The 13,102-nt window shown below is 44.7% G+C and carries 15 protein-coding genes and 1 pseudogene; 11 read left to right on the forward strand and 5 right to left on the reverse strand.

Annotated features, from left to right (window positions below; translation table 11 throughout):
* The 4 genes from JOD82_RS19115 to JOD82_RS19130 all read left to right on the forward strand — a co-directional run bounded on the left by JOD82_RS19115 (position 1) and on the right by JOD82_RS19130 (position 3,417).
* A complete protein-coding gene (locus tag JOD82_RS19115) occupies positions 1-561 on the forward strand; it encodes a bifunctional transcriptional activator/DNA repair enzyme AdaA (protein ID WP_039274368.1) in 561 nt (186 codons plus the stop codon).
* Between the two features lie 26 nt (positions 562-587).
* A complete protein-coding gene (locus tag JOD82_RS19120; RefSeq protein WP_209949807.1) occupies positions 588-1,073 on the forward strand; it encodes a methylated-DNA--[protein]-cysteine S-methyltransferase in 486 nt (161 codons plus the stop codon).
* A 13-nt stretch (positions 1,074-1,086) separates the two neighbouring features.
* Complete coding sequence (locus JOD82_RS19125) at positions 1,087-1,374, forward strand: antitoxin Xre/MbcA/ParS toxin-binding domain-containing protein (RefSeq protein WP_069010484.1); 288 nt, start codon at positions 1,087-1,089, stop codon at positions 1,372-1,374.
* Positions 1,375-1,533: 159 nt separating this feature from the next.
* On the forward strand, positions 1,534-3,417 hold the full coding sequence (locus tag JOD82_RS19130; protein ID WP_069010485.1) for a stalk domain-containing protein: 1,884 nt from the start codon (positions 1,534-1,536) through the stop codon (positions 3,415-3,417).
* Between the two features lie 86 nt (positions 3,418-3,503).
* Here JOD82_RS19130 and JOD82_RS19135 read toward each other — a convergent pair whose 3' ends face one another.
* Entirely contained in the window at positions 3,504-4,061 is a 558-nt protein-coding gene (locus JOD82_RS19135; RefSeq protein WP_069010486.1) for a YdhK family protein, read from the reverse strand.
* 289 nt (positions 4,062-4,350) lie between these two features.
* Here JOD82_RS19135 and JOD82_RS19140 point away from each other — a divergent pair, with 289 nt between their 5' ends.
* From JOD82_RS19140 to JOD82_RS29290, 3 genes and pseudogenes are all read left to right on the forward strand, one after another.
* Entirely contained in the window at positions 4,351-5,190 is an 840-nt protein-coding gene (locus JOD82_RS19140; protein ID WP_069010487.1) for a MetQ/NlpA family ABC transporter substrate-binding protein, read from the forward strand.
* Between the two features lie 69 nt (positions 5,191-5,259).
* On the forward strand, positions 5,260-6,435 hold the full coding sequence (locus JOD82_RS19145; protein WP_081317528.1) for an aminotransferase class I/II-fold pyridoxal phosphate-dependent enzyme: 1,176 nt from the start codon (positions 5,260-5,262) through the stop codon (positions 6,433-6,435).
* A gap of 4 nt (positions 6,436-6,439) precedes the next feature.
* Positions 6,440-6,577 (forward strand): annotated as a pseudogene (locus JOD82_RS29290) (phosphorylase family protein); the annotation flags it as partial.
* A gap of 174 nt (positions 6,578-6,751) precedes the next feature.
* Here JOD82_RS29290 and JOD82_RS19155 read toward each other — a convergent pair.
* From JOD82_RS19155 to JOD82_RS19170, 4 genes are all read right to left on the reverse strand, one after another.
* Positions 6,752-7,237 carry a DUF5381 family protein gene (locus tag JOD82_RS19155; protein WP_069010490.1) on the reverse strand — a complete coding sequence of 162 codons (486 nt, stop codon included), beginning with the start codon at positions 7,235-7,237 and terminating at the stop codon, positions 6,752-6,754.
* Positions 7,230-8,066, reverse strand: coding sequence for a hypothetical protein (locus tag JOD82_RS19160; RefSeq protein ID WP_069010491.1), 837 nt, complete (start codon positions 8,064-8,066; stop codon positions 7,230-7,232). The genes JOD82_RS19155 and JOD82_RS19160 overlap by 8 nt, the downstream gene beginning before the upstream one ends.
* A 35-nt stretch (positions 8,067-8,101) precedes the next feature.
* Entirely contained in the window at positions 8,102-9,187 is a 1,086-nt protein-coding gene (locus JOD82_RS19165; RefSeq protein ID WP_069010492.1) for a WXG100 family type VII secretion target, read from the reverse strand.
* 269 nt (positions 9,188-9,456) lie between these two features.
* Positions 9,457-10,203 (reverse strand): MORN repeat-containing protein, encoded by a 747-nt coding sequence (locus JOD82_RS19170; RefSeq protein WP_039274388.1) that lies wholly within the window; start codon positions 10,201-10,203, stop codon positions 9,457-9,459.
* Between the two features lie 159 nt (positions 10,204-10,362).
* Here JOD82_RS19170 and JOD82_RS19175 point away from each other — a divergent pair, with 159 nt between their 5' ends.
* The 4 genes from JOD82_RS19175 to JOD82_RS19190 all read left to right on the forward strand — a co-directional run bounded on the left by JOD82_RS19175 (position 10,363) and on the right by JOD82_RS19190 (position 13,101).
* Positions 10,363-11,289, forward strand: a complete 927-nt coding sequence (locus tag JOD82_RS19175; protein ID WP_069010493.1) for a cell division protein ZipA C-terminal FtsZ-binding domain-containing protein — start codon at positions 10,363-10,365, stop codon at positions 11,287-11,289.
* An 11-nt stretch (positions 11,290-11,300) separates the two neighbouring features.
* Positions 11,301-12,011: a DUF1963 domain-containing protein gene (locus JOD82_RS19180; protein ID WP_256026032.1), complete on the forward strand. Its 711-nt coding sequence runs from the start codon at positions 11,301-11,303 to the stop codon at positions 12,009-12,011.
* A 99-nt stretch (positions 12,012-12,110) separates the two neighbouring features.
* The gene (locus JOD82_RS19185; RefSeq protein WP_029515525.1) at positions 12,111-12,581 is read left to right on the forward strand and encodes a DUF6097 family protein; all 471 of its coding nucleotides are present in this window, start codon (positions 12,111-12,113) and stop codon (positions 12,579-12,581) included.
* A 52-nt stretch (positions 12,582-12,633) separates the two neighbouring features.
* Complete coding sequence (locus tag JOD82_RS19190) at positions 12,634-13,101, forward strand: hypothetical protein (protein WP_069010495.1); 468 nt, start codon at positions 12,634-12,636, stop codon at positions 13,099-13,101.
* Position 13,102 lies beyond the last annotated feature (1 nt).

Below are 13,102 nucleotides of genomic sequence, written 5' to 3' on the forward strand. Positions count from 1 at the left end.
ATGGCTAACCTTAGTCTTTCTTTTGAAGAAATGTGGGAGAAAATTATAGCGTGTGATCGTAAGTATGACGGGTTGTTTTTTACCGCTGTGAAAACAACCCGCATATACTGCCGACCTTCCTGTCGATCCAAAAAGCCGAAGAAAATAAATGTAGAGTTTTATTTTGATTTGGACAAAGTGGAAAAGGCGGGTTTTCGTGCTTGCAAAAGATGCCAGCCCCATACAGACCATTCGCCGTATATCAGACTTGTGCAGAATGTGGTAACCTTCTTGGTTAATCATTACAAGGAAAAACTTGTATTGCAGGATATTGCGGACCATATCGGAATAAGCTCCTTTTACTTGGATCGGATCTTTAAACAGGAAACCGCCGAAACCCCGCGCACGTATTTGGAAAAAATAAGAGTAGATAAGGCAGCCTATCTTCTTAAAAGTACAAATCTTACGAATCTTGAGATTTGCTATGAGACGGGCTTCCAAAGTCCCTCCCATTTCTATAAGGCGTTTCGTAGCTTGAACCATTGTTCTCCTAGTGAGTATAGAAAGTTGAGTAGGGAATAGAAAAGGAAGGAGGTTGTATCCTTCTTATGAGCGAACTATACGTAATGAAGTATGTATCGCCGATTGGAGAGATAGAGATACAGGGCACAAATGAGGCTGTCTATTCTATTATGTTCTCTAATCGGAATGAGCTCTTAACGAGGGCTATAGAAGAGATTCCAATCCAAGTATTAGCGGAATGCGCTATCCAGCTTGACGAGTATTTTAAAGGTGAGCGCTTTGAGTTTACGTTTCCTTATGCCTTTGAAGGTACGGATTTTCAGCAAAAAGTATGGAATGCTCTGGTGTCCGTGGGGTACGGTAAAACAACAGCTTATAAAGATATTGCTCTTGCTATTGGAAATGAAAAAGCGATCCGAGCCGTAGGCAGTGCTAATGGAAAAAATAAGCTGAGCATTGTGATTCCATGTCACCGAATTATCGGTTCCAATCAGAAACTAACGGGCTATGCAGGAGGGCTATGGAGAAAAGAATGGTTGCTCCAGCATGAAAAGCGTGGTCTGAGGCCCTAAGGAGGGTTCGTAGATGAGAGACATATATTTGAAAGAGTTTAAGCCGGAGAACTGGGCCAACATGGTTCAGGTCTATCAGGAGCGGTATGCACAGGTAGATCCGGCTAAAAGAGCAAAAGTGGCCAAAAGTAAAATTCCCAAGGAGATTCAGATTGTGCTGCTGCCCGATATGGGGGAGTATTTGCTGATTTGGATGGATCGAAAAGTCCCCGCACTCGGCAACGAAACACCGTCGGATTATTTGAAAAGCGAAGAAGGGACTAAAGCACTGAAGGCGGCTATATTACGTATGCCACGTTGAAGAAGCGGACCAAGAAGATACATATGAACATTGAACAGAGCGCGAATGATGGAAAAAGTGAGTTCCTATATCCATAACTGTAATCAGATGGAATGAACTTCATCTAACCCTATGCTATGATTTACCGACAAGAATATAGATTTAAAAGGGGAAATAAGAATGAAGCTCAAAAAAATGATGTTCCTACTTTCGTTTTTAACGATATTTGTAGGGTTGATCACTTTGTGCACAGAAAGTGTTCAGGCTGCCAATTCGACAGTATTCAAAGATGGAGATAAGCTTAAGCTTATTCTTGATGATGGTAATGGAGTAAACAGAGTGTTTAAATTTGATCTCCCGTTTACGATTAAGCCTGATACACCAATTCGTCTGTATAGCAACAACATTGAAATTCCTTCTGGTGACTTTACGATCGATTATGCCAACTCCACAATTACGATTGCGGATTCACGACCAGCACCTGGGCCAGGATCAGAAAATCATATAGAACTTCCTATAGCTATAACTATGAAAGGGACTGTGCAGTCAGTCGATGAATCTACAGTAACTCCACTTGCGGAGGAGCCGAAAGTAACGCAGCCTGAGGTGGAGACCCATATAAAAGAGATTCCCACTCCCAGTGAACCCAAAGTTGCTCAACCTGTGGATGAACCGAAAGTAATTGAACCGCAAGTAACCCAGCCGATCGAGGAGCCTAAAGTGGACCAAGCGGTTGATGAGTCACCGGAAATCCCTTTGTCTATCCCATCTGGAGAAAATTTTCCGGGTACATTTACAATCAACTCTTCAAGTACATCATTTTCAGTTCGTTTGAAGATGAAAAATATTCAACCCACGTACACTTCATATGTTATGGTCAAAAATGCGGATGCTCAATTAATTAAACGGATTCAGTTCGATCCGGAAACAACGTTTAGCTACCCTTTGAGTAACCTGAATTTATCTACAGGTGGATATTACTTTTATATCAAAATGATCGATCAGTCGGGAAATTCGGCAGCGTCTGTACCCCAATTTGTTCCTATAAATAATAACAAGGCTCAGCAGGTTGAGGTGTTTATAGACGGTAAACTGCAACAATATGAGCAGCCTGCGACCTCTATTAGCGGAAGTATGCTGGTGCCATTTCGTGCCGTTTTTGAGGCGCTTGGGGCGAAAGTGAAGTGGGATGGAGCTACCAAGACCGTTACTGCAACCAAAGGAAATACAACGATCAAGTTAACTGTAGGCTCCAGGGATGCCTATATCAACGGAAAATTAGTGCGTCTCAATGCGGCGCCAAGACTCATTAACGGCAAAGTAATGGTTCCTATTCGCTTTGTTAGTGAGGCGCTGGGTGCGAAGGTGAAGTGGAATATTGCAGCTCAGAGCGTTGTGATTTTCCTTGCTCCACCGCAGGTTTTGACAACTAGCGAAAGTGAACAATTAATGGAGGAAAATGAAGATGCTTCCGAATCACAATCCAATCCAACGATTCTGAAAAAGATATCCACCACCTTCTCCAAATCTACGGATATTGTGTTCGTCATAGATGTTACGAGTAGTATGACAGGGACGCTGGATTATGTGAGACAGAAGGTGAAAGGCTTTGTTGATTCCGTTCCAGCAGGTTCTCATTTTGCTGTCGTTGCATTTCGGGATATCAATCTGAAGGCAGATAAAGATTTAGAATTTTTGGAGTTTACGACCGATAAAAATAAGTTAAAAGGTAACTTGAATATGCTGCGCCCTTCCGCTGGCGGGGATTTGAAGGAATCGGGATTAGAGGCTATTCAGTTAGCTATAAGTAAATTTCCCAAAAATTCTAATTCCAAAACAATCATATTCATTACAGATGCACCAGTTCATGATAAGAATACAGCCCTGGGTAAAGCCCGTTTTTCAGTAGATGAAATTAACGAGCAATTACAGAAAAATGATGTTATTTTTAATGCAATCGTGCCTGCAAATGGACTAGCCAACAAACAAATGAAAAAGCTTGTAGATTCCAACGAAGGGACTTTGTATGATATCAAGGAGGCCAAGCTGAATTTGGCGAAGTAGGTTTGTCCAAACTCAATTAAAGCCGTTAAAGGGAGCCGATGCCAGGCTCCCTTTTGTTATCACAAGCGACCTGTGCTGAAAGAGTTCTAATGGGCTGAAAGCTCACTCTCCGTCACCCATTTATGATTTTTGACAGGCTCTCCTCCTGTAGTCGGCGTATAGTCTACCATATATACGGTCGTTGGCTCGGCGGAATCAATGGTAGCCTTAGCCCCATCCATCCCCTTCATATGATCTGCTGCAAGGATAACCTCTGTGCCCGGTGCATAGGGCTCGCTGCTTGCATCCTTAATCTCTTCATGAATAACCCACTTATGATTATTCACTTTCTCTTCTCCAGTGGTTGGTGTATAGGAGACTGTATAAGCAGTAGTCGTATAAGCACCCACAATCGTGGCAGTAGCCCGATTCATGCCTGCCATATGGTCAGCTCGTATAGTCGCTTGACCACCAACTTTGAAGGCTGGATTTTCAGCTTCTTTTAATCCGGCAGGAAGCTCACTGGAAGTGGAATGGTTCATCTCCGATGTGTCGTGCTGTTGACTGCTGTTTGCCGTGTGCTCTTGGTTTGGCGCGTTACTGTTCCCGCACCCACTCAAAATCATCATGACTGTACCAGCGAGCAAAGCCCATTGCATTCTCATATTTAATAGCTCCTTTAGGGTTTTATTTTCATATCAATTATACCCCCAGGGGGTATAATTGAAACGGAATAATATTACAAACTTGTGAAGTGTTTTTACCTACAAGGGGATCGCCTGTTGTGATCCCTTATTTGTTATGCAGAAGATGCGTAATTAAATGTTGTTGACAGTGAATAAAAAATCATTGTAATATCTATAAAACGCATCAAGTTACTTGGTATTTTGAGCGACTGTAAACATTCTAACTCACCAAAAGTAGAAGATATCAAGGAGCAGGGGGAGACATCAAATGAAGAAACCATGGATTTCATTTATATTGCTGCTGGGAGCAGTCGTGCTTTTTATTTCAGGCTGCGGCAGCAAGAATACGTCGGGCAATGCTGCGGGTGAAGAAAAGAAAACACTGCATATCGGCTTTAATCCTGGTCCATATAGCGATCAGTTTAAGAATGGTGTGGCTCCATATTTGGAGAAGAAAGGATATAAGATTACATATAAAGAGTTTACAGACGGTGTTCAGCCCAATGTAGCCGTGGCTAAGGGGGATATTGATGCTAATGTGTTTCAGCATTCGCTTTACCTGGATTCTATGAATAAGCGGGAGAATATTGATCTGATTGGTGCTGTACAGGTCCCGACTCCTCCAATGGGATTGTACTCCAGCAAGCATACCAGCCTTGACGAAATCGGCGATGGAGCCCAAATCAACCTGCCCAACGAGCCAGTCAATATGCTGCGTGCGCTGAATATTTTGAAGGAAGTAGGCTGGATTACGTTAAAGGACAATATCGATCCATTGCAAACCTCGGTGAACGACATCACCTCTAATCCGCATCATCTGCAATTTGTTGCTACCGATCCGGCACAGGGGCCACGTGTACTGAAGGATGTTGATTTTGCGGCTATACAAGGGAACTTTGCTGTATCGAATGGAATAAAGCTGACCTCGGCATTAAAGCTTGAAAATATGACAGATCCGTTCACGAACGTGGTCGCTGTGGACAGCAAGAACAAGGATAAGCCCTTCGTCAAAGACATTATTGAAGGATATCATTCAGATGAATTCCAAAAGTACATCCATTCGAACCCTGATTATGAAGGCTACAAGTTGCCAAGCTATTTCAAATAATATGGGGCATTATCTTCTGCGGGCTGACGTTGTCAGCCTGTATCTTATGGATAGAAGGTGGATATGAACGTGATTTTTTCATCCTCTGATCTCGTCAAGGCTCTGCCTGACAACTATTTTAGCGCAATAGATGACAAAGTGAATCTGTATAAAAGTAAAGGAATAGATGTAATTAATCTGGCAGCCGGCAACCCGGATCAGCCAACATCGGCGCATATTATCAGCGCTTTGAAGGAAGCGGTTGATCAACCGATCAATCAGGGCTATCCGCCTTTTCATGGAAAAAAAAGCACGCTGGAGGCTGTCGCCGCGTTCTATAAACGGGAGTATCAGGTGGAGCTGGATCCTGACCGGGAGATTGCCATATTCAACGGCTCAGCCATAGGCGTAATGGGGATTCCACAGGCGCTGCTGAATCCCGGTGATTGGTTATTGACCACCGATCCGGCATATCCCCAATATTATTCCGCTGCTGCGCTGGCAAGAGCCCATATTCATACGATTCCGCTTGATGAGAAGCTTGGTTTCTTGCCTGATTATACAACCGTGCCAGAGGAAATCGCAGAGCAGGTCAAATTGCTTATGATTAATTATCCGAACAATCCGACTGGAGCCGTAGCTACTGCAGATTTTCTGACGAAGACGCTGGATTATGCCGCTCGGTATCAGTTTCCAGTTATGAATGATTTTGCTTACGGTGCTCTTGGATTTGACGGGCATAAGCCGATTAGTTTATTGCAAATCCCCGGCGGCAAGGAGTATGGCGTCGAGACGTATACAGCTTCCAAAACGTATAACATGGCTGGATGGCGCTTCGGATTTGCGGTTGGAAATGCGTCCGTTATTGGTGCGCTCAAGCATTATCATACGCATGCCTACAGCACTGTTTTTGGCGCGGTACAGGATGCGGGAGCTGTCGCATTGCTGGGCACCCAGGAGCCAGTACAGGAGCTCGCGAAGTTATATGAGCGGCGCCGTAATGTTCTTATTGCAGCGTTACGAGGTATTGGCTGGGATGTAGCAGCTCCCCAAGGGTCTTTTTTTGCCTGGTTCAAGGTGCCGGAGGGGCATACATCGGCTTCCTTTGCAGACTTTTTATTGGACGGGGCGCACGTTGCGGTCGCTCCTGGAGAAGGCTTTGGTCGTGCAGGAGCTTCTTATGTGCGGGTCAGTCTGGTAAACAGTGAGGAAAGGCTGCTGGAGGCGGTGCAGCGTATCGCAGCGACGGGTGTTTTTCAAGTATAAGCCGGAATACAAGGAAGTTATTTTGCTGCAATCAGGAATTGGCAAAGCGAACGCTGCCTCGACTACGGCCCTGCTGATTGAGCGTTTTAGCCCAGAGCTTGTCATTAATACCGGGTCTGCGGGTGGGCTCGATCCAGCGCTGCTTGCTTTTGCGACAGAAGCGCTGGCGGAGACCAGGATTGAGGGGAAGATCGTCAAGGGTTTGATTACGACGGCAGACTCCTTTATCCGCAGCCAGTTTGGTATTCCATTTTTGGCTGCGGCCAATTCGGCCGCATATGATAGAGACAAGCTTTGATATATTCAATGGCACTATTCAGGAACGTTTTTTCTTCGACTTGCCATGCTGGTTAATGAGAGTTCGAAGTTGTTTCCCGGTTTGGTTCAGCTCTATATCGTTCAACACATAGTCGGTGCTGACTTCCCAGGTGCTGTGGTCATTCAGATGAAAAATAAAGGCGGGAAAGCGAGGGCGCAGCCATTTGCGGATGGAGGCCCCTTCGAATTCGACTTTAGTGATTGCAGCCCACGGGACAGTTCGAATACCATCTGAAATGCTGTGCTCGTCAAAGATGAACAGGTAGGTATCCTTTCGAAGCGTTCTGCTCAAACAAACCACGAGATAGCTACCGAAAAAAGGAAGTCCGACAATGGCGGACGTAATAAAGAAGAAGATTTGTAGAGCTGAGATATCTTCGTCGATAAAAATGAGCAGCAGCAAAAACAGACAAATAAGCACAAACATCAAGCTGCCCATGGCTTTCCAAAATGCCAAAGATCTTCGATATACAATTTTATCCACGGAATACCGCCTCGTCGGGAACAAACGCCTGAATGAAATAAGTTATCCGTTCTATCCAGTCAGCTTCGGTCACACTTTCAATTCGCAGACATGGAGTGGCCTGCATATCCAGTTCTGTATTTCTTACAATCCACACATCATTCTTTCCTTTAAGAACAAATAGCAGATTTGTAACAGAAGGACCATTTTCATCCGTATCCGTGTATACCATTTGGCTCAAATTATCAAGGCTACACTGATTACGATCAAAATCCTCCCGCCAGTCTTGTATCATTTGTTGAGCCGACTCATGAAGCTTCCACGTTGTCATTTGCTGCATGGTGAAGTTGGATGAGGTTAACTCATTCCACTGTTCTTCGGTCAGATCGACGTATCGGCTGTGCGCATTGAAGTTCGGAGCAGACAGGCCGAACAGTTGATCAATGTCGTGATGCCAGTCTTCTGGAGAAGACCAGCGAAAGAAATGGAGTTCATTGTGACTGGAGAAATGATACAGAAAACGTTCATTTCCATGGTGTATCGTTAACGTATTTTGCTTATCTTGTTGCTCCTTAAAGCCACGTAGCATCTGACGACTTTGTACCAGATGAGCTAAAATTTCAACAATGAACGCATCAAATTCGAGCTGTTGTTGCTCGTCATCCCGTTGTTCCATCAAACCCTTGGATATCATGCTATGCGTTGCGGCATGAAAAAGTAGTTCCCAGCGATCTTCGGTTAGTTCCCCGTAATAAGATTGGAGCAGACCAGAAGCCATATCTTCTGCGCCCAATGCGGTCAAGGCAAAACCTAGCTCCTCAAGCGTTAAAATTACCGTTTGTTTGTCCATAGTCAGGCTCCTTCTCCATCTGTTAGGTGTGTATATTATTTAAATAATTTGCTGGCCCAGCGTATCCCTTTTTCCGCAAATTTGGCGACTTTTCCGCCTGCCCAGCTTCCCACTGTACCGCCGACGTATGCCCCGACGGCTGCGCCGACCGGACCACCGATAGCACCGCCTATGGACCCCAAAACGACAGCGCCGCCATAAGTTGCGGCGGTTTTAATCGCTACGTTAGAAGCAGATACAGCTACATCCGTTCCGGTAAGCTTCCCGCTTTTCCATTTTCCAGCCAGACTGATACCCTCGCCCACAATATTCATGGTGGCATTAATAGGGTAGAGCTTTTTGGCAATCATACCGGGAATTTGGCGGGTGGCTATGCCGTAACGTCCTTTTTCCACCCCGGCGATGACGTTCCGTGTCCACTGAGGAAAGCTGTTGGCTTTGTTGAATCCGAGGCCGAGCTTACCCATTTGAAGCTTTCCAGCTAAACGATCGAAGCCCTTTAACCCCTTCATCACAATACCCGGTTTGGCGAATTGGCGGTTTAGGCTTTTGCCTAAATTACGCATAAAAGCATTGTTACCCTTGCCTTTCACCCATGCCGCATTATGTATAACCGCTCGAGTGGGATTCTTCAGACTTCTCTTGAATTCTACTGTTTTGGTGAGCACAAGTGTGGAAGCCAGACCGCTATAGATCGCTGTTCCGGCAAATCCTAGTTGCCCGCGCCATTTGTTGGCCTCTGACAGGCTGTTAATGGCTATATCTGCTGGATCGGGTCCTTTTTTCCCGGAAGTTGCCCCTTCGCTGTTGCTGATCTGTCCGCTGTGATCTCCTTTGGTAATCCCCGTGTCTGCTTGGGTGTCTGTTTCCTTGAATTTTACTGCAATGGAACGCAGCTCTGTGCTGACAGAACTGACAGTTTGAGTGAAAGCATCCATTTGTCCACGAGCTTTATGAAAATCCTGATAAAAGCGCTGCTGTGTTGTTCCTGCCCAGCTATTTTCTAACATCTGAATATGCTGTGACAGTTGTCCGCAAATTTGTGCCCCCAGCTCACGTGCCTGTGCGAACTGCCTGGAAACTGCTTCTAGTTTCTCAGGAGGAACCATAATTTTAGCCATGATGTCCACCTCGGATGATTAAAATAATTACTTATATTTTAGTGAATCCAGTGGGGGTTAGCAAAAAAAGGGGGGGATTTTAGTGAAAAATAAGTCATTTGTATGAGTTCATGAGGGTGCATAAGGGAGAATAGTAGGAGGTGTATGATCCGAAGTTCTTATAGCCATTCATAACGAAACGAAAAAAGCCACTCTTTTCAAATGGAGCTTTCCATTAGAAAGAGAGGCCTTCTTGCGTAGAGACTAATATATATTTCGCGTCGGTTTAATTACTTTAGCGGAATCTGCTTGGACAGCTTTTCAAACTGCTGCAAGTGAGGAGTGACCTTGGCAGTAATACCTTTGAGATACTTAATGGACGCTTGTCTTTGGCGTTCTTTGGTAGCAGTCTCTTCAGGGAACATGGAGTATTCCTTTTGGACAGAGCCATTTTTATAATTTACGGAGAAGAGGTCTCCTTTTTGCCACCTTTGGACCAGATCTTGATTACTGTGTAAGATATTTATTATTTCATTGCTATTTTTATAAGTGAAGCTGTAGTCTGGATCGGCCACAGCGTGGATCACTTGGTAGCCGTTCTGTAATCCATTGTTCTGAAAAGTACCTACTTGGATCTCGTTCGAACGTACGGTTCCATCCGTTTGCGTCACTTTTTCAGTCTGCGTACCCTTGCCGCTCATCGTGTCATTGCTCCATGTTCCGTTGTATACGACTTTATGATTCTGTCCATCTGCATCCGTGTATTGATTTGTATATTTTCCGGTACCTGATCGCTTGCCATTCACAAAATCACCCGAATACTGCTTATATTCGCTCCATTTGATCGTACCACGTCCGTTAGGCTGCCCATTCTCGACCTCTCCATAGTAAGTAGTCTGACCGGATAGCTGAAGCAATTCCTTGGTTGCAGCCGCATTCGCCGCAGGTGTACTTACAGACAGCGCTCCAGATATCAGCGATGCGGACACCATAATAGGCAGTGATAGAGCCTTCCCTTTTTGCCAAAGTTTTTGCATCATGAGTTCTCCCCTTTCGAAGCTTTGAATTTCTAAAAGTTAAGTTCAACAACCCAGCACCGTTTTTATACTATTTTGTGCTTGGTGATTTATAGTTTAATATATATTGAGAATTATAGGAAACTGTAAAGTGAAAACAGCTAGTTAGGAGAGAGATTCATGAATTTACCCGAACATGGGAGTGAGGATGTATCGAGCATCCTTGCCGTGGAGTTGGAACATGAGCCTGTCAAGACCATAAAAGGAATCCATCAAGTGGAGCCTGATGCTAATATCTATTGGCTGATTGATGTGGAATTTAGTGGTTTTACGTTGTCAGATGAGGATATTTTGCGATTGCTCAAAGGATATATCGTGTATGGGCATGTTCATGATTTACAGGTGTGGACTAGTGTGGGGCGCAGACCAGCAGGCGAATGCCATTTTGATAAAATTTGTGTTTGTATAGATATATTCGATAATGTAGAGATGCAGGTTTGTTTGGATGAAGTCAAGGTTGCAGACTTTATGAACACACTGCCAGCGCGTTTTCAGGAGAAGGGAACTGTTCATGTGCTTCCTCGAGAGGATGCTCACCATGCACGTGCAAAGGCGGAAAAACTTAAAGCATTTACAGATCAGGAAGGTGAAAGGGAACACGCTGTCATGCTTAGGCTAGTAGCGGATCAAGGCCAATCTTACCGTGGAGCGGATATCTGGGATGTCATGCTGAGTCTCGGAATGGAGTGGGGAGATATGGACATTTTCCATGCACACCATCACGGGACGGGAGGTTATGATGAACTATTTAGCGTACATACGGGAACCGAGCCTGGCTTTTTTTGGTTGAGTACACTCGCAGAGGATCGCTTTGCAGATTTAATTTTCAGTATGGATGGGGTGCGAACCGCGCAGCCGCAAACGGTGTTTGAGGTGATGTGGAAAAGTGCCGAATATGCACGCACCAGACTCGGTGGGACATTAGTGAATGAACAGGGTCTGCCAGCTGTGCCGGAAGATTATCTACATCAGATTCAAGAGATGGAAGATCGAATAAGAGAGTTTGGATTTAAAGCAGGCGAGGATGTTGTTCTGTTTCTATTCTAGATTAGAAAGGAGTGATTTCGTTGTCCAGCAACGCTATTGAGAAGCTAAGAACGATTCTAAAACGTAAAGCTACGATTTTTCATACAGGGGGTCGTAGACCGTCGGATTCCCTTGAACAAAGCTGGATTGGTAGAGTTACAGTGGCTTTGCCAACAGAGGAACGACCCATTGATGTACAGGGGAATGCTATGGCTCCGATCATGCAATTGTATTTGCCGACCTTGCCCTTTGTCCCTGAAGCTATGCGTAGCATCAAGCTGTTGACAGTCTTCCTGTCTCCCGATGTACTGGATCATGAGGACATGGAAGGGTATATGTGTATTCGTGAGTATACGTCGGTAGAGGATTTGGTCGAAAAAGATTTTGGTCCGTCATTTATGCAAATCAAAGCATTTCCGCTGTTCCCTGAACTCAAAGAGAATGATTATCCGGTCTGGGACGGTGATGACATCCCTGAGGAATACGGCGATGCCCTTAACCAAATGGACGAGGAGGAACCCGACTATTTTGAGGACATCGTAGAGGAAATATATGCGGTTCACAAAATCGGTGGCTATCCCAGCTTTATTCAATCGGGCATTGACTTTGGCGAGGGCTATGAATTTGTATTTCAGATTGCTTCGGATGCCAAAGCCCAATTGAATATTGTGGATGGAGGCAGCTTTTATTTTGCCAAGCATCAGAATGACGGAGTCTGGCGGGGTTACTTTGATTTTTACTAATAGGCTCATTTAGAGAGCAGTCTGGAACCGATCGTTTTGTAGAGCATGGCAACCCTATATACTCGTAAGTTAGATACTATTGAAGTGGAGTGAAAAGATATGAATGTTTTAGGTCAGCTGGGATCTGCTATCCAGAGTAGTTTATTTATTCAATCCGAACTGAAGAAAGCTCATGCATTTATTCAGGAGCACGATCTGCCTGTAGAGCAGGTAGAACATGATTTTCACAAGCAGATCATCGTGCTGGAGCAATATGCGGGAACTCGCGTTTTTCAGCGAGGGCTTGCCAAATACAAAGTAATCAATGCAATGCTTATGATTATATCAGTGATCATATTGCTGGCAGCAGGCATCGTTGCAGCAATGGAATATTTACAACCCGAACGACATTTGCTGCAAGTGCTGGCGAATGCCATGTTTGACTATTGGGTTCCCTCTATTACTTTGCTCAGTGTTGTATTCGTGGGTGTGATCGTTCTCGCCATCGTTAGAACTGTTTATGCCAAACAATTACATACGAGGGTGCTAGATCGGGCCTGGCAGGCCATTTTCAATCATGTGGACAAATAAGGGCAGAGAGCAACTGTAGGAGATTGGCATAATAGCTGAAGGAGTGGCAGCAATGAATGACTGGGAATCGGGAATCATTCAGGTCGATGGTGAGCGTGCGATTTACTCATCTTTAACGGAAGATCAGTTGTTAGAGGCCGATTGGTATTCGAAATATTTTCATTCTGTAAGAAAGCTAGGAAATGAGTATATCTGGTATCATTTCGATCAGGTTTCTTTGCTGCGTCGGCATTTTTTTGTGTCTGTATGCTTTAAGGATACCAGCCTAGTTGTCGCGGAGATTTCGCTCCAGGGCAATGAATTTCCAACTTCGTGGGATAATTGGTCTGAAGAAGGGGAGAGAAAGCGGCAAAGGGAGCATGATCGTTTGTTACAGCAACATTTGTCCGTAAAGCCAAGCTATCGTCAAACAAAGCCTTACCCCTATATGGAATATGAACTGAACTGGGGGAAAATCTCTTCTTATTTTGACCCCCGGTCGGGAAATACGGCCATTGCTTTTAAGTATAAAGATGAATAGT

Origin of the sequence: Paenibacillus sp. 1182 (assembly GCF_017833915.1) — a bacterium.
Classification (GTDB): domain Bacteria; phylum Bacillota; class Bacilli; order Paenibacillales; family Paenibacillaceae; genus Paenibacillus; species Paenibacillus polymyxa_D.

Excerpts from the sequence above, each read along its gene's own strand:
- JOD82_RS19115 (WP_039274368.1), top strand. The coding sequence starts at position 1 with ATGGCTAACCTTAGTCTTTCTTTTGAAGAAATGTGGGAGAAAATTATA.
- JOD82_RS19120 (WP_209949807.1), top strand. The coding sequence starts at position 588 with ATGAGCGAACTATACGTAATGAAGTATGTATCGCCGATTGGAGAGATA.
- JOD82_RS19125 (WP_069010484.1), top strand. The coding sequence starts at position 1,087 with ATGAGAGACATATATTTGAAAGAGTTTAAGCCGGAGAACTGGGCCAAC.
- JOD82_RS19130 (WP_069010485.1), top strand. The coding sequence starts at position 1,534 with ATGAAGCTCAAAAAAATGATGTTCCTACTTTCGTTTTTAACGATATTT.
- JOD82_RS19135 (WP_069010486.1), bottom strand. The coding sequence starts at position 4,061 with ATGAGAATGCAATGGGCTTTGCTCGCTGGTACAGTCATGATGATTTTG.
- JOD82_RS19140 (WP_069010487.1), top strand. The coding sequence starts at position 4,351 with ATGAAGAAACCATGGATTTCATTTATATTGCTGCTGGGAGCAGTCGTG.
- JOD82_RS19160 (WP_069010491.1), bottom strand. The coding sequence starts at position 8,066 with ATGGACAAACAAACGGTAATTTTAACGCTTGAGGAGCTAGGTTTTGCC.
- JOD82_RS19165 (WP_069010492.1), bottom strand. The coding sequence starts at position 9,187 with ATGGCTAAAATTATGGTTCCTCCTGAGAAACTAGAAGCAGTTTCCAGG.
- JOD82_RS19170 (WP_039274388.1), bottom strand. The coding sequence starts at position 10,203 with ATGCAAAAACTTTGGCAAAAAGGGAAGGCTCTATCACTGCCTATTATG.
- JOD82_RS19175 (WP_069010493.1), top strand. The coding sequence starts at position 10,363 with ATGAATTTACCCGAACATGGGAGTGAGGATGTATCGAGCATCCTTGCC.
- JOD82_RS19185 (WP_029515525.1), top strand. The coding sequence starts at position 12,111 with ATGAATGTTTTAGGTCAGCTGGGATCTGCTATCCAGAGTAGTTTATTT.
- JOD82_RS19190 (WP_069010495.1), top strand. The coding sequence starts at position 12,634 with ATGAATGACTGGGAATCGGGAATCATTCAGGTCGATGGTGAGCGTGCG.